Raw genomic sequence first — 16447 nt, 5'->3', positions numbered from 1 at the left:
AATCTATTGATAAAAAAAATAATTGTGGGTATAATTAAAATTGGAAATTAAAGATATTGTTATTTAACGCAAGATTATAAATTTTAGGAGGTTATTTCAATGAGAGAAGTAGTAATAGCAAGTGCTGTAAGAACACCTGTTGGTTCATTTGGAGGTAGCTTGAAAAATGTTTCAGCTGTAGATCTAGGAGCATTAGTAATAAAGGAAGCTGTAAAAAGAGCTGGAATAAAACCAGAAGATGTTGAAGAAGTAGTTATGGGAAATGTTCTTCAAGCAGGACTTGGACAAAATCCAGCAAGACAGGCATCTGTAAAAGCAGGATTACCTTTAGAAACATCATCTTTTACAATAAATAAAGTATGTGGTTCTGGTCTTAGAGCAGTATCACTTGCACGTCAGATGATATTATCAGGAGATACTGATGTTGTAGTTGCTGGTGGTATGGAAAACATGTCAAGAGCCCCTTATTTAGTTAATGAAGCTAGATGGGGAAGTAAAATGGGCGATACAAAATTTGTAGATGAAATGATTACAGATGGACTATGGGATGCATTTAATGGCTATCACATGGGAATAACTGCTGAAAACATAGCAGAAAAATGGAATCTTTCTAGAGAAGATCAAGATAAATTCGCACTTGCTTCACAACAAAAAGCTGAAGCAGCTATAAAAGGTGGCAAATTTAAAGACGAAATTGTTCCTGTAGAAATACCACAGAGAAAAGGTGATCCTAAAATATTTGATACAGATGAATTCCCAAGATTTGGTACAACCATAGAAGGATTATCAAAACTTAGAACTGCATTTAAGAAAGATGGTACAGTAACTGCTGGAAATGCTTCAGGTATAAACGATGGAGCTGCTGCATTTGTTATAATGAGTGCAGAAAAAGCAAAAGAACTTGGAGTTAAACCACTTGCTAAAATAGTATCATTTGGATCAAAAGGACTTGACCCAGCTATAATGGGTTATGGACCAGTTGGAGCTACTAAGACTGCACTTCAAAGAGCAAACTTAAAAGTTGAAGATTTAGATTTAATTGAAGCTAATGAAGCTTTTGCAGCTCAAAGTTTAGCAGTTGCTAAAGACTTAAACTTTGATATGAGTAAAGTAAATGTAAATGGTGGAGCTATAGCTCTTGGACATCCTGTAGGAGCATCAGGTGCTAGAATATTAGTTACACTTTTATATGAAATGGAAAAAAGAGATGCTAAAAAGGGTCTTGCTACACTTTGCATAGGTGGCGGACAAGGAACAGCACTTATTGTAGAAAGATAAATGTAAACTTTTTGTTAACAAAAGAGATGTTTTCTTAACATCTCTTTTGTTTTTTATTTAATTTTTATGAAATTAGAACTGTACAATTATATTTTTATTGTATAATAAAATATTAAATATTAAGAAATGTGTTAAACTATATGCAAGTGATTTCGTTTACAAGGACTTTGTAGTATAAAAAGACAGAAAATAAAGTATTATCAAATAAATGAAATAAGAAAAAAAAAATAATCATAATATATAAAATGAGAGATTTGGGGATTAATAAGGATTAATGTAGAGTTAATTTAGTATAAATGCTTTAAATAGCTTAATATGTCTAATTATCCATGTTTGAATAAAAATTAGTTAGATATATAATTTAAATATCCTAATCAGACAGTAGGTGAACGAATTGGACTCAGAAGTGAAATTTATTTTAAAAAGGGTATTTGTCATTGATATAATTATTGCAGTGTTAGCATTTATTATATCTTATGTTTTTTATAAACCTTACGATTACATAATAATAGTAGGGTTAATTTTAGCAGCATTTAATTTTGTGCTTAATGCAATTTCAACAAGTTTTATATTATCTATATCTGGAAAAAAATTTCTCACTATTTTAATATCTGCATTTAGAATTATTATTACACTATGTATTGTTATAATATTATGTGGTAATGATAAGTTTAAATATATAGCTATAATAATAGGCTATACTCTTCACTACATAGCTGTTATCCTTCATGGATTAACAATAAAAAAATAAGAAAGGAAGTGATAAGATGGATTTAAATGCTAAAACGTTATTTTCTTTAAATGTAGGCGGTCATAATATTAATATAACCAGTAGTATTGTTACTCAATGGGTAATTATGGTCATAATAGCAATATTGGTTTTAGCTTTTACTAGTAATTTAAGAAAAGTACCTAGTAAAAAACAAAGTGTGCTAGAGATGCTTGTTAATTTATTTACAGGTTTAGTAAAAGAAAATATGGGAGAAGAGTTTATGGGCTTTGTACCCTTTATTGGTACCATGGGAATTTTCTTGTTTTTCTTAAATCTGTCAGCATTAGTTGGAGTTGAACCATCCACTAAGGATATCAATGTAACTGCAGGTTTTGCATTAATAAGTTTTGTTGTTATAAATGTAACTGCATTTAGAAAAGTTGGAATAGGTGGCTATGGTAAAGAATTGATTACTCCATATGCATTGATGTTTCCAATGAATTTACTTGAAAAAATTACTCTTCCAATATCATTGTGTCTAAGACTATTTTGTAATATGCTTGTAGGATCTATATTAATAGGCTTAATATATAAATACATGGGCCATTTTGCATTTATAGTTCCAGTACCTTTTCATATGTTTTTCGACATGTTTGATGGTGTAATACAGGTGTATATATTTATGATGCTTACTATGTTATACACTAAGATGGGATCAGAGGCAGAATAATAGTAATAATAAACTACATCAAAATTGATAGTAGATATTATAAATATCATAATTAAATTTAACTTTAAGGAGGAAAAAAAATGAATATTGATGCTAAAACTTTTTTAGATGGAATGTGTGCAATAGGTGCAGGATTAGCTGCAATTGGATGTTTAGGCGGAGGTGTTGGTATAGGTACTGTTACTGGTAAGGCTGTTGAAGCTATCGGAAGACAACCAGAAGCAAGAGGATCTGTAACATCTACAATGTTTATAGGTTTGGCATTTGCCGAAGTTACTTCTTTATATGCTTTATTAGTTGCAATATTACTACTATTCATGAAATGGCAATAATATTATAACTGATTATGTATAAAAATTAGGCCGAAAGGAGGCTTTTGGGCAAATGGAAGGAAATGTAAGTACAATTATTATTACTATAATCAACTTTATAATTGCTTTGTTATTCTTAAAACATTTTTTCTTCGAAAAAATTACTAAGGTAGTAGATGACAGAAACAGCGAAGTAAAAGATACAATAGATAAAGCTAATGCTGATAAAAAAGAAGCAGAAGTTCTTAAAATTGAAACACAAAAGAATTTAGAGCAATCAAAAGAACAAGGTAAGAGTATAGTAGAAGATTACAAGCAGAAAGCTGAAAAGGTGTCAGAGCAGATTAAAAATGAAGCTTCAAGTGAAGCTGAACTAATAGCTGCTAGGGCTAAGAAAGATATAGAAAGAGAGAAAGAAAAAGCAGAAGATGAATTAAAGAAAAAAGTAGTTGATCTTGCTGTGATTTTGTCATCAAAAGCTTTGGAAAAAGCAATAGATGAGGCAGAACATAGAAGACTTATTGAAGAATTTATAGCTAAGGTAGGTAATTAATATGTATGAATATCTAGCTAAAAGATACGCAGTTGCATTATATGATGTAGCTGAAGAAAAAAATAAAATAGATGAATATATTGCTGACTTAAAAGAAATTGAAACATTAATAAAGGGAAATAGCGATTTAAGTCAAGTAATTAATCATCCTAAAATAAGTACTTCTAAAAAAATGCAAATTTTTAAAGATGTTTTTGTCGACAAAATTGATAAAGAAATGATCTCTTTTCTGTTGTTACTTATAGAAAAAGACAGAATTACTGAACTAGATACTGTTATTTTCCAAATGGAAAAAGTTCGTTTGGAGAAAAACAGTGAAATTATTGCGGTTGTAAAAACTGTAGTTCCACTAAATGATAAAGAAAGAACATCTTTAGTTGATAAGCTTAAGGCTAAGTATAAAAAATCAATAATTTTGAAAGAAAATATTGACGAAAGTATTTTAGGTGGGGTTTATGTTAGAGTTGGTGATGACGTTATCGATGGAACAGTAAAGAACAAAATTGATGAAATGAAAAAATTAATGCTTATAAGAGGATAGAGGTGAGCCTATGAACATAAAACCTGAAGAAATAACCTCAATAATAAAACAACAAATTGAAGGTTATGATAATAAAGTTGAATCAGTAGATTCAGGTACAATAATTCAAGTAGGTGATGGTATTGCCAGAGTATACGGTTTAGAAAACTGTATGGCAGGAGAACTTCTTGAATTTCCAGGTGATGTATTTGGAATGGTAATGAATCTAGAACAAGATAATGTAGGTTGTGTTTTGCTTGGTGACGATGAAGGAATCAAAGAAGGCGACATAGTAAAGAGTACTGGTAAAGTTGTTGAAGTACCAGTTGGAGAAGCTATGATAGGCAGAGTTGTAAATGCACTAGGCCAGCCAATTGATGGAAAAGGACCAGCAAAAGCAGCAGAATTTAGACCAGCAGATGTTGTTGCTCACGGTGTTATCGAAAGAAAATCAGTTAATGAGCCACTACAAACTGGTATAAAATCAATTGACTCAATGATTCCTATTGGAAGAGGTCAAAGAGAACTTATTATAGGAGATAGACAGACTGGTAAAACAGCCATAGCTATTGATACTATAATTAATCAAAAAGGTCAAGATGTTATATGTATTTATGTTGCTATAGGACAAAAACAGTCTACAGTAGCTCATATTTATAATACACTTACTCAAAAAGGTGCTATGGATTATACAATAATCGTTTCTTCTACTGCATCTGAAACTGCTCCACTTCAATATCTTGCTCCATATGCAGGAGTAACTATGGGTGAGTATTTCATGGATCAAGGAAAAGATGTATTAATAGTATATGATGATTTAAGTAAGCATGCTGTTGCATATAGAACAATGTCATTATTACTTAAGAGACCACCTGCTAGAGAGGCTTATCCAGGAGACGTATTCTATTTACATTCAAGACTTCTTGAGAGAGCTGCAAAACTTTCTGATAAATTAGGTGGAGGATCAATAACAGCCCTTCCTATAATTGAAACTCAAGCAGGAGACGTTGCTGCATATATACCAACAAATGTTATATCTATAACTGATGGACAGATATTCCTTGAAGCTGATCTTTTCCATGCAGGACAAAGGCCAGCTGTTAACTCAGGTATATCAGTATCCAGAGTTGGTGGTAGTGCTCAAATTAAGGCAATGAAACAAGTTTCAGGTACATTAAGACTTGAACTTGCTCAGTACAGAGAGCTTGCTGCATTCTCACAATTTGGTTCAGATCTTGATAATGAATCAAAGAGAAGACTTGATAAAGGTAAGAGATTACTTGAAGTATTTAAGCAAGATCAATATGAACCAATGCCTGTAGAAAAGCAAATAATCATAATCTATGCTGTTGTTGAAAACCATGTAATGGATGTAGATGTTGCAAGAATTAAAGAATTCGAAAAAGGATTACTTGAATTCATGGATACTCACCATAAAGAAGTGGGAGAAGCAATTCTTTCAAAGAAAGTATTAGATGATGAAATTAAGAAGATGCTTAATGAAGCAATCGAAGAATATAAAAAAGTTTTTTAACAGAAAAGCATAGGTTTATCTATGCAGGAGGTGTAGTATGGCAGGAGGACTTCTTGTAATAAAAAGAAGAATTAAATCTGTAACTAGTACAAAGAAAATAACCAACGCCATGGGACTTATTGCCACCTCTAAATTGAGAAAATGCAGAATAAATTTAGAATCAAATCAAGGTTATTATAATTCATTTGAAAGTATAATGAAAAGTGTTGCTGAAGGTATAGTGGGCAAAAGCATATATGTTCAAGGTAACGGAAGTAACAAAAAATTATATATAACTTTGTCCTCTGATTCTGGACTTTGTGGAGGTTTTAATGCAGCTGTTGTTACAGCTACCGTAGAGAAAGCTTCAACTGATAGACCAAATTCTATTATAATGTCTGTAGGACAAAAAGGAAGAGGTTACTTTAGAAGGTTAAAATACGATACAGTAGCTGAATATGTTGATATACCAGATGAACCAACATTAAAGGAAGCCAAAACAATATCCGAACATGCATTGGATCTTTACAAAAATGGTGAAGTTGGCGAAGTCCATGTAGTGTACACTAAATTTAAATCAACTGTAAAACAAACCGTTGTAGATCAATTGGTATTACCACTAAAAGTTGATAAAAAAAGTGGTAGTGCTGGAGAATTTGAGCCTGAAGCAAATGAATTATTAGAAGGTGTTGAGAGTGTCTATTTAAAATCTCAAATATTTAACTTCTTATTAAATTCTAAAGCAAGTGAACAAGCGGCTAGAATGTCTTCAATGGATAGTTCTACAAAGAATGCTAATGATTTATTGGATGCTTTAAATCTTAGATATAACAGAATAAGACAAAGTGCAATAACTAGTGAAATAACTGAAATAGTTTCAGGAGCACAAGCTCAAGAATAAGATTAAGGAGGGAAACTTATGCCAAAACGTATTGGTAAAGTTGTTCAGGTTATAGGACCTGTTGTAGATGTAAAATTCGAAAGTGATAACCTTCCTAATATATTTAATGCCTTAGAAATTGATATGGGAAACAACAAAAAACTTATTGCAGAAGTTGAACTACATACAGGTGATGATATAGTTAGAACTATATCTATGGAATCAACTGATGGATTAAGAAGAGGAGCAGAAGTAATTGATACAGGAAAAGCAATCTCTGTTCCAGTTGGAAAACCTGTCCTTGGACGTTTATTTAATGTATTAGGTAAGACAATTGATGAAGCTGGGGATTTGGAAGTTTCAGAATACTATCCTATACACAGAGCTGCACCAAGTTTTGAAGATCAGTCTGTATCACCTGAAATGTTTGAAACAGGTATAAAGGTTATTGACCTTTTAGCACCTTATCAAAAAGGTGGAAAGATTGGATTATTTGGTGGTGCTGGTGTTGGTAAAACAGTTCTTATTCAAGAACTTATAAACAACATAGCAAAAGAACACGGTGGATTATCAGTATTCACAGGTGTTGGAGAAAGAACAAGAGAAGGTAACGATCTTTATTATGAAATGAAAGAGTCTGGAGTTATAGATAAGACTGCGCTAGTGTTTGGACAAATGAATGAACCACCAGGTGCTAGAATGAGAGTTGCGCTTACTGGTCTTACTATGGCAGAAAAATTCAGAGATGAAGGACAGGACGTTCTTTTATTCATAGATAACATATTTAGATTTACTCAAGCTGGATCTGAAGTTTCAGCTCTACTTGGAAGAATACCAAGTGCAGTTGGTTACCAACCAACACTTGCAACAGAAATGGGTGCCCTTCAAGAGAGAATAACTTCAACAAAACAAGGATCAATAACATCAGTTCAGGCTGTATATGTTCCTGCTGATGACCTTACTGACCCAGCTCCAGCAACAACATTCTCTCATCTTGATGCAACAACAGTTCTATCAAGATCAATTTCAGAACTTGGTATATATCCAGCAGTTGATCCGATTGAATCAACTTCTAGAATACTTGATCCGAATATTGTTGGTGAAGAGCATTATGAAATTGCAAGTAGTATAAGAGTTATCCTTGAAAGATATAATGAACTTCAAGATATTATAGCAATACTTGGTGTTGATGAATTAGGTGATGAGGATAGAGCAGTTGTTAATAGAGCAAGAAGAGTACAAAGATTCTTGTCTCAACCATTTAGCGTTGCAGAACAGTTTACTGGAATGAAGGGTAAATTCGTACCTATTAAAGATACAATAAAAGGATTTAAAGAAATACTTGATGGTAAGTGTGATGATCTTCCAGAAGCAGCATTCTTATTTGCAGGTTCAATAGAAGAAGTTAGAGAAAAAGCTAAATCTATGATGGGCTAAAGGAGTGATTTTGCATGGCATCTAAAATGAAGCTTAGCATAGTAACTCCTGAAAAGAAATTCTATGCTGGCGAAGTAAAGGAAATTAATACACAAACTGAAAATGGTGGTATAGGAATACTTCCAGAACATATTCCTTTTGTTGGCTTGTTAAAACCAGCAGAAACAAGATTTAAGCTTGAAGACGGAACAGAAAAAGTTGCTTTTACATCAACTGGACTTATGAAAGTTACAAAAACTGAAGTGGAAATGTTAGTTGATGCTTCAGAGTGGCCTGAGGAAATTGATGTAAGAAGAGCTGAAGAAGCAAAAAAAAGAGCCGAGGAAAGACTTAATAAAGAGCCTGGTAAGACAGATACAGCTAGAGCTGAAATTGCTCTTCAAAGAGCAGTTGCTAGAATCAAAACAAAAGGTATTTAAAGAAATAAGGTATTTTTCAAAGTTGAACTTTGAAAAATACCTTATTTTTTTAGTCAATTGAATACATAGAAAAATTTCACACTTTTAAAAAAAATATATATATTGGTAATAAGGACAGAATAAAAATTTGTGATAAGGTTAATAATTTAGAAAGAAAGGTAGGGGGAAAGATGAAATTTAAAAAGATTTCAACTTGTTTTTTAGTGTTTTTCATCACAATTTTTATGGTGTCAATAACATTTGCAGAAGATAGAAAAGATATTTTTCAGAATATAGTCAGTGAAACTAATGGAAATATAGTAGAAAACGGAATGAACATAAGCTATAAAGTTAAAAATGAAGGTAAAAATGAATGTGTAAATTGGCTAAAATTAATGAACTTATACGATAAAAATGAAAAACAATCTGAAAATTGTAATTATACTTACAATGATTTGTTAAATGGTGAAAATGATATAAACTTGGAAAGTATAAATAAAATTAAAAATACTTATAAATTAGAAAACACAGTGACAATAAATAGAGGTGACATGTACTCTAGAGAATTTCAAAAAGGTAATATTTCTGGATATATAGAGAGTAAAAAATATGACAATAATACTCAAATATATATATTCATTAGAGAAGTTTATCCAAAAGAAGATATTAATAGTATTGAAAAAAAAGTGAAAAAAATTTCAGGAATAGATGGCTGTAATATTAGTGTTCATAAATATATAAAAATTAAAAGTTCAATTAAGGATATTAAATTAATTCAGAGTGGAATAATTAAATATTTAAAAGACATTGGTTCAGAAAATATAGATACGGTTCATATAAATGAAGGATTTAGTACAGTAGCTTATACAAAACAATATGACCCAATAGTTGATAATGGAAAGTATATAGATCTTAATTTTGCAGTTATAAATGAATCAAAACAAAATTTTATAATTTTGGGTACGCCAATGGTAGACATAACTTATTAGAGTTTTAACAAGAATGAAGTGGAGGATTAAAATGGATAAATTTATAGTTAAAGGAGGAAATACTTTAAGCGGTGAAGTGGAAATAAGTGCTGCTAAAAATGCGGTATTACCGATAATTGCTGCAACAATTCTTTGTGCAGATAAGTGTACTATAATCAATTGTCCAATGTTATTAGATGTATATGTGATTTGTGATGTACTTAAGATTTTGGGTGCAAAAGTAATAATAGATGCTAAAAGTTCAACAGTAAATATAGATACTTCGGGTATAAATGGCATTGAATCCGGTAGCAATTTAGTGAGAAAGATGCGAGGGTCTTTCTTGATAATGGGGGCAATGATATCTAGATTTGGAAGATTTAAAATATCACTTCCAGGTGGATGTAATATAGGGACTAGACCTATAGATTTACATTTAAAAGGATTTAAGTCTCTGGGTGCTAGTGTAAAAATAGATCATGGATACGTTGAAGCTTCATCAAAGAAATTAAGAGGTGAAAGAATATATTTGGATTATCCATCTGTAGGTGCTACTGAAAATATAATGATGGCATCAGTTATGGCTGAAGGAGAGACTATAATTGAGAATGCAGCAGAGGAACCAGAAATAGGGGATTTAGCTAAGTTCCTAAATAAAATGGGTGCAAAGGTTAGTGGAATTGGAACAGACACATTAAAGATTATTGGGGTAAAAGAATTACATGGTGCTAATTATAGACCAATTTATGATAGGATTGAGGCTGGAACATTTATGATTGCTGCAGGAATAACCAAAAGTAAATTTAAAATAAGAGGAATAGACAATGAGCATATAAAACCAATTGTAGCAAAGCTTACAGAGATGGGGATAAAAATAGATTTAGATAAAAGTCAGTTAATTATAGATGGTACAGGAACATTAAAACCAATTGATATAAAAACAATGCCATATCCAGGTTTTCCAACAGATATGCAAGCACAAATGATGAGTTTGCTTAGTGTTGTTAAAGGAACAAGTGTTGTAACAGAAACAATTTTTGAAAACAGGTTTATGCATGTAACAGAACTTAAAAGAATGGGTGCAAATATTAAAATAGATGGAAGAAGTGCTGTTATAGAGGGAATAAATAGATTCACTGGTGCTGAAGTAAAAGCAACGGATCTTAGAGCTGGTGCAGCACTTGTTATAGCAGCACTTGGAGGAGAGGGAGAAACTGAGATCAGAGATATTTATCATATAGATAGAGGGTATGTTGAGTTTGAAAAAAAGTTAAGAACACTTGGAGCAGACATAAGACGAATGGAAGTTTAAAAAAGAATTTCATTATGGAAATTCTTACAAAAGTAAATTGTATTATTTCTAAGATAGCTCAATACAAGGCACATGAAAAAATAACAAGTCAAATTAAAATAATGACATGTTATTTTTTATATGCTTAAGTAAATTATTTTGAGCTATTCTATTTTTTTGTAATAAAAACTATACAGAATAATAATTATAATATAAGGCTTATATTTAAAGGAAGGCAGGTGAAATCCGTTATTGTTTAAATAAAAAATATTGAAAAACTGATAACGGAAGCTTATATGTTTAAAAGATTAATTATAATTATATTCGCAGGTGTTATATTTATAATGGCAGTGTCAATTTCTGTTGGATTTGGGACAAACATAAATTTGAATAAAAAATCTAATGATAAAGGATATGATGTTAAGCCCAGTGATTATGTTGGATTTAATAAAACTAGCAATAAGGAAGAAAATATAAAGGTGTACATAACAAAAACAAAAAGCATAAAGCAAATAAGCATAGAAAATTATATAGTAGGCGTAGTGTCATCAGAAATGCCAGCTGAATTTAATATAGAAGCTTTAAAAGCTCAAGCTATAGCGGCTAGAACTTTTGCAGTAGCCCATATGAGTGTCTATGGAGGAAAACCATATAATCATGGAAAAGGTGCAGATGTTACAGACGATGTTGAGTGTCAAGTATATATGGATAAAGAAGAAAGAATTAAAAGTTGGCCTAGTAAGGATTCAAATGAGTATTGGAATAAAATAAATGAAGCTGTCAATGATACTAGGGGACAAGTTATTACGTATGATGGAAGTGTGATTAAAGAACCCTTATATTTTGCCATAAGTTCAGGTAAAACTGAAGATTCAAAAGAAGTACTTGGAGATGACGAACCATACCTAAAAAGTGTTACAAGTGAAGGCGAAAATGTTGGACATAATAAATACAAAAGTCAGGTTAAAATTACATATTTAAGTTTTATAGATAAGGTAAAAAAAGTATATAAAAATTCAAATATTAATTATTCTAATGTTATGAATTCAGTAACAATATTAAGTAGAACTAAGGGTGATGGAGTAAAGGAAATTAAAATTGGAAATAATACTATTACAGGTGTTAAGTTTAGGAGTATTATGGGAATTAACTCAACTAATTTTGTAATTAAATATAACTCTGATAATATTGAAATAGATTGTACAGGTTATGGTCATGATGTAGGTATGAGCCAATGGGGTGCAAATGTTATGGCTAAAAATGGAAAAAGCTATTCGGATATATTAAAACATTACTATACTGGTATAAATATAGAAAAACTATATGATTGATCTAAAAAGCAATATTTAAAGTCGTAATATGAAGAGACTACTAAGCAGGGATGAAGGGTTTATGGATGTATCCATAAAGGCTAAGGAAATTTTTCCTCCTACGTCAGAAAAATAATGAATTTAAGTTCAAAGATTTTTCGCACGCATTGCGTAGAAAAATCATCCATAACCTTTTACTGAAAGCAAATTCTATCACTATTAACGGCATTACCGTTAATTCTTCCATTTTGGCACTCTTGCAATCTTTTACTACTAAGAATAAACTCTTGTCTGATAAAAGCAACTTAAGTATATATAATTTAATATGGAACCGGTAAAAAATTGCCAAACAAGATTAAATGTTGCTACTGTTAAAACGCTAGTAGGAATTTTAAATCTAATTTGGCAATTTTTTTAGTTTACAGAAATTATTTAGCAAAAAAATTAATATATAATGTATTTTTTACTAACTTATGGACAAAATACAAAAAGGAGGTGTTTTTCTATGGGTAAAAATGATTTATTCAATAAAAAATCAAATGAAAATCATAAGGTGAATTTTTTTAAGAAAGATGGTTTTTATTTAATTTTATTTCTTTGTCTGTGCATAATTGCTGGAGTAGCAACATATGTGAATACTAAATCTAAAAGCAATGCTGTAATGAAACAAGAACAAGTATCATCGCTTAACAATAAGAAGGCAAAAGCAAAGGCAAAGAATAAATTAGATACAGCCAAAGCAAATTTGTCAAAAGAAGAGAGTAAAAAAGCAAGTATGGATAATGCAAATCTTGCTAAAAAGGACACAACAAAAAATAATGCGAGTGTAGCTACTGGAGCTGCAGTTGTAACTACAGTATCGGCTCCTGTAAAAGGATCTATTGCCCAAGGGTATACTGGCACAGAAGGAGCAATGGCAGTTGGGCTAGATAAAGTAGCGAGAACTATACTTGGAGAATATATAAAAGTAGACAATGTGGGAATACCTGTATATTCTTCAGTAAATGGTACAGTTAGCTATGCCAATGGAGGAAAAATAATTGTCTTAAGTAAAGATAACAAACTAAAAGTTGTATACGACAATTTAGATCCAGCAAGTATAAAAATTAAAAGTGGAGATGTTGTAAATCAAAATAGTGAGATTGGTGTCATTGGAGACAGCGATAATGCAAAAGATAGAATTGTTGATTGCAATCATCTATATTTTGAAATTGATGAAAAGCAAAATGATGGAAGCTATAAAGATGTAAACCCTCAAAATTATATTAAGTATTAAAAAATATATTACAAACTTATCAGCCATTCAAAAAAACTGTCGGGATGGCTGATATTAAGTAATTAATGAAATATGTACCGCATATTTATAATTATAGAAGGACTAAGGAGGTAGTACTTTGAAAGATTACATTGAGGAAAGAGTTCTAGAAGTAGCACAATATATTATTGAGTCAAAAGCTACAATTAGAAAAACTGCTAAAGTTTTTGGAGTAAGTAAAAGTACGATACACAAAGATATGACAGAAAGATTACCTCAAATAAATCCTCAAATTGCTGAACAAGCTAAAGGTGTATTAGAAATTAATAAAGCTGAAAGGCATATTAGAGGTGGAAAAGCTACAAAAATGAAGTACAAGGCTATTGAAGGTTAGAAACATTCCTATTATAATATAAAATAGAAGCATTTTGTAATAAAATGAAAAATGTAATAAAAAATGTAGAAAACATAAGAGATGGAGTGAACAAAGGGATGTTTTTTGGAATTGGATCGGATATAGGAATAGATTTAGGGACAGCAACTGTACTTGTGTATCTTAAAGGTAAGGGTGTTATTTTAAAGGAACCATCAGTGGTAGCAATTAATCGTAACAATAATGAAGTTCTTGCAGTTGGAGAAGAAGCAAGGAAGATGATAGGTAGAACTCCGGGTAATATAATAGCAATTCGTCCATTAAGGGATGGTGTAATCTCAGATTATGATATAACTGAAAAAATGCTTAAACATTTCATAAGAAAAGCTTGTGGGAAAAGGCGATTCTCCACACCAAGGGTAGTAATTTGTGTACCATGTGAGGCAACTGAAGTTGAAAAAAGGGCTGTTAAAGATGCAGCTGTAAATGCTGGGGCAAAAAAACCATGTTTAATTGAAGAACCATTAGCGGCAGCAATTGGTGCTGGACTTGACATATCTAAGGCAAGTGGCAATATGGTTATAGATATAGGCGGAGGAACTACAGATATTGCGGTTATCTCTCTTGGGGGAATAGTTGTAAGAAAATCAATAAAAATTGCTGGAGATAAATTTGATGAGGCAATTGTTAAATATATAAGAAAAAAACACAAATTAATGATTGGTGAAAGAACGGCTGAAGATATAAAAATAAGTATTGGATCAGCATTTAAAGAAGAATCAGAAGATACAATGGAAATTAGAGGTAGGGATTTAATAACAGGACTTCCTAAAAATCTTCTTATTACTTCTACTGAAATGAGGTCAGCACTTGAGGAATCTGTTAATGCTATTGCAGATTGTGCACATTCAGTATTGGAAAAAACACCTCCAGAGCTTGCAGCAGATATTGCTGATAAAGGAATAATTATGACAGGTGGAGGGTCCCTTTTAAGTGGACTAGATAAATTAATTGAAGATCAAACGAAAGTACCAGTTTGTGTTGCTGACCAAGCAGTCTCATGTGTGGCACTTGGAACTGGTAAGGTGTTAGATTTTATTGACAAATTAGATTTTACAGGAGATGACATTACTATGATAGATTAATATTAAAGTAGTAAAAGTCATGTAGATAATATATTAATTGTAAACTAAGAGTGACCGTTTTAGAAACAGTCACTTTTTGTTATACAAAATTTAAAGGTTTGTGTCATTTTTGTATAGATAATATGCATGTATCAGTGAGTCGCATATAACTTTAGCCATTTCTAAAATTAGATTTAATCGGATATTTCTATTTGTAAAGATTTCATTATTTTCACAGGAGTCAACAATTCCAATAATTGAGTAATCTCCAACATTAGGCAATGTTTTGCCCACACCTTTACCAGGATGAATAGGATAGTCTCTTATTTGTATTTCACCGATACTATCGGAACTTCCTAGGCATGCGTCTATCCCAATTATTATAGATTTGGGAGAAGTAGATTTTATGTTGTTTAATTTTTTATCAAGATTTAAGGCATGAATTGGATCTGATATGGTTCCATATACGGACAGTGGAAAATTTCTACTTTTTAATATGGTTCCAGTAAGAGGACCAAGACAATCACCAATGCATCTATCAGTACCAATACAAACTATTATAGTATTACTGTTTATATAATCCTTTAAGAAATGAGCAATTTCATAATATGCAAGTGGATTCTTATAGAATGTTTTCATTTTATTCAAGAAATACACCTCCCATTAATTTATATGAATTTTTTTCAGGATATATTATGAAACAATGTATAAAATTGCATGTGATAGAGATAATTAATAAATAGAGTGAATTATGAAAATTGCAGGAGGGATGATATGAATAAAAAGTTGATGAGTATGATAGCAATAACAATAACAATGTTGACCGCAGGGGTTATGATATATAATTCAAATATTTATAATAATAACGAACAAAATTATTCAGCTATAAAAAATGGTGAAGATACGGTACACGATTATAACAATAAAAAGGAAAATAAAACTGTAACCAAAGAAAAAAATATCGATAATAGCAATATGAGTGTAAAAGATACAGCTGACGAAAAAGAACAAGTCAGTCCACAACAAGAAAATAATGTTGATGAGAATGTAATTAGTGGAAATACTAAAGAAAATAGCAATATAGTAGAAAATGCTACAAGTAATGATCAAAAAAATGATGTACCTGTATTTAAAGTATCCAAAAATCAAATAATGGATAAAATAAGTTTTACAGATAAAGCAAAAATATTGTCAATAAGTAAAAGTCTTTCACCAGAAGATTTTAATAAATTACAAGAAGACATAAGTGATGATGATGAAAAAAAAGGATTATTAAACGCTATGGAACTTTTAAAAAAAAGACTTAATAATGATGATTTTAACAAGATGAAAAATATTGCATCAAAATTTATTAATTTAGATAGTCTTAATTAAAAAACATGTATATGCGCATGTATTAGAAAAAACGATAAATAACAAGAAATAAAGAGAAGGATTGTTATATTGCCAGATTATAAATTTGTAAAACTATAAATGAGATTGTATACTATTACTTGTTGATGACGAAGTTAAAGTCAAGTTATGAAATTATATAGTTGGAGGAATTCCCGAGTGGCCAAAGGGGGCAGACTGTAAATCTGTTAGCTCAGCTTTCGATGGTTCGAATCCATCTTCCTCCACCAAAATGGGCGTTTAGCTCAGCTGGGAGAGCATCTGCCTTACAAGCAGAGGGTCACAGGTTCGAGCCCTGTAATGCCCACCATTTTAAATTTCATAAGCTGGCATAGCTCAATTGGTAGAGCAACTGACTTGTAATCAGTAGGTTATGGGTTCAATTCCTATTGCCAGCACCAT

General features: G+C 31.1%; 18 protein-coding genes and 3 tRNA genes. 20 read left to right on the top strand and 1 reads right to left on the bottom strand.

Annotated elements, in window-relative coordinates; genetic code table 11:
* Positions 1–99: 99 nt before the first annotated feature.
* The 16 genes from B8978_RS16605 (at position 100) to mreB (ending at position 14674) form a co-directional block, all read left to right on the top strand.
* Complete coding sequence (locus B8978_RS16605; protein ID WP_084117414.1) at positions 100–1278, top strand: acetyl-CoA C-acetyltransferase; 1179 nt, start codon at positions 100–102, stop codon at positions 1276–1278.
* Positions 1279–1684: 406 nt separating this feature from the next.
* Entirely contained in the window at positions 1685–2029 is a 345-nt protein-coding gene (locus B8978_RS16600) for an ATP synthase subunit I (protein WP_242950586.1), read from the top strand.
* A gap of 16 nt (positions 2030–2045) precedes the next feature.
* On the top strand, positions 2046–2720 hold the full coding sequence (locus tag B8978_RS16595; protein ID WP_084117412.1) for a F0F1 ATP synthase subunit A: 675 nt from the start codon (positions 2046–2048) through the stop codon (positions 2718–2720).
* Between the two features lie 80 nt (positions 2721–2800).
* Positions 2801–3052, top strand: a complete 252-nt coding sequence (gene atpE, locus B8978_RS16590) for an ATP synthase F0 subunit C (RefSeq protein WP_084117411.1) — start codon at positions 2801–2803, stop codon at positions 3050–3052.
* 52 nt (positions 3053–3104) lie between these two features.
* A complete protein-coding gene (locus B8978_RS16585; RefSeq protein ID WP_084117410.1) occupies positions 3105–3584 on the top strand; it encodes a F0F1 ATP synthase subunit B in 480 nt (159 codons plus the stop codon).
* A 1-nt stretch (position 3585) separates the two neighbouring features.
* Positions 3586–4125: a F0F1 ATP synthase subunit delta gene (locus tag B8978_RS16580; RefSeq protein ID WP_084117409.1), complete on the top strand. Its 540-nt coding sequence runs from the start codon at positions 3586–3588 to the stop codon at positions 4123–4125.
* Positions 4126–4135: 10 nt separating this feature from the next.
* Positions 4136–5638, top strand: a complete 1503-nt coding sequence (gene atpA / locus B8978_RS16575) for a F0F1 ATP synthase subunit alpha (protein ID WP_084117408.1) — start codon at positions 4136–4138, stop codon at positions 5636–5638.
* Between the two features lie 37 nt (positions 5639–5675).
* The gene (gene atpG, locus B8978_RS16570; protein WP_084117407.1) at positions 5676–6518 is read left to right on the top strand and encodes an ATP synthase F1 subunit gamma; all 843 of its coding nucleotides are present in this window, start codon (positions 5676–5678) and stop codon (positions 6516–6518) included.
* An 18-nt stretch (positions 6519–6536) separates the two neighbouring features.
* Positions 6537–7934 carry a F0F1 ATP synthase subunit beta gene (atpD, locus tag B8978_RS16565; protein ID WP_084117406.1) on the top strand — a complete coding sequence of 466 codons (1398 nt, stop codon included), beginning with the start codon at positions 6537–6539 and terminating at the stop codon, positions 7932–7934.
* A gap of 14 nt (positions 7935–7948) precedes the next feature.
* Positions 7949–8353, top strand: a complete 405-nt coding sequence (locus B8978_RS16560; protein ID WP_084117405.1) for a F0F1 ATP synthase subunit epsilon — start codon at positions 7949–7951, stop codon at positions 8351–8353.
* A gap of 170 nt (positions 8354–8523) precedes the next feature.
* Positions 8524–9321, top strand: a complete 798-nt coding sequence (locus B8978_RS16555) for a hypothetical protein (protein WP_084117404.1) — start codon at positions 8524–8526, stop codon at positions 9319–9321.
* 31 nt (positions 9322–9352) lie between these two features.
* A complete protein-coding gene (gene murA, locus B8978_RS16550; RefSeq protein WP_084117403.1) occupies positions 9353–10612 on the top strand; it encodes a UDP-N-acetylglucosamine 1-carboxyvinyltransferase in 1260 nt (419 codons plus the stop codon).
* A gap of 275 nt (positions 10613–10887) precedes the next feature.
* Positions 10888–11922, top strand: a complete 1035-nt coding sequence (spoIID, locus tag B8978_RS16545; RefSeq protein WP_084117402.1) for a stage II sporulation protein D — start codon at positions 10888–10890, stop codon at positions 11920–11922.
* A gap of 484 nt (positions 11923–12406) precedes the next feature.
* Positions 12407–13177 carry a M23 family metallopeptidase gene (locus B8978_RS16540; protein WP_084117401.1) on the top strand — a complete coding sequence of 257 codons (771 nt, stop codon included), beginning with the start codon at positions 12407–12409 and terminating at the stop codon, positions 13175–13177.
* A 118-nt stretch (positions 13178–13295) separates the two neighbouring features.
* Positions 13296–13550, top strand: coding sequence for a sporulation transcriptional regulator SpoIIID (spoIIID, locus tag B8978_RS16535; RefSeq protein ID WP_026882115.1), 255 nt, complete (start codon positions 13296–13298; stop codon positions 13548–13550).
* A gap of 98 nt (positions 13551–13648) precedes the next feature.
* Positions 13649–14674, top strand: coding sequence for a rod shape-determining protein (gene mreB, locus B8978_RS16530; RefSeq protein WP_084117433.1), 1026 nt, complete (start codon positions 13649–13651; stop codon positions 14672–14674).
* Positions 14675–14764: 90 nt separating this feature from the next.
* On the opposite strand, the gene yyaC is transcribed toward mreB, so the two are convergent.
* Positions 14765–15301: a spore protease YyaC gene (gene yyaC, locus B8978_RS16525; protein WP_084117400.1), complete on the bottom strand. Its 537-nt coding sequence runs from the start codon at positions 15299–15301 to the stop codon at positions 14765–14767.
* Positions 15302–15427: 126 nt separating this feature from the next.
* Here yyaC and B8978_RS16520 point away from each other — a divergent pair, with 126 nt between their 5' ends.
* From B8978_RS16520 to B8978_RS16505, 4 genes are all read left to right on the top strand, one after another.
* Positions 15428–16027 carry a hypothetical protein gene (locus B8978_RS16520; protein WP_084117399.1) on the top strand — a complete coding sequence of 200 codons (600 nt, stop codon included), beginning with the start codon at positions 15428–15430 and terminating at the stop codon, positions 16025–16027.
* Positions 16028–16190: 163 nt separating this feature from the next.
* A tRNA-Tyr gene (locus tag B8978_RS16515) sits at positions 16191–16275 on the top strand.
* 4 nt (positions 16276–16279) lie between these two features.
* Positions 16280–16355: transfer RNA gene (locus B8978_RS16510), tRNA-Val, on the top strand.
* A 15-nt stretch (positions 16356–16370) separates the two neighbouring features.
* A tRNA-Thr gene (locus B8978_RS16505) sits at positions 16371–16446 on the top strand.
* Position 16447: the final 1 nt, after the last annotated feature.

This window comes from Clostridium acidisoli DSM 12555, assembly GCF_900176305.1.
Lineage (GTDB): Bacteria > Bacillota > Clostridia > Clostridiales > Clostridiaceae > Clostridium_I > Clostridium_I acidisoli.
This window is presented reverse-complemented; position numbering and strand designations above follow the sequence as displayed.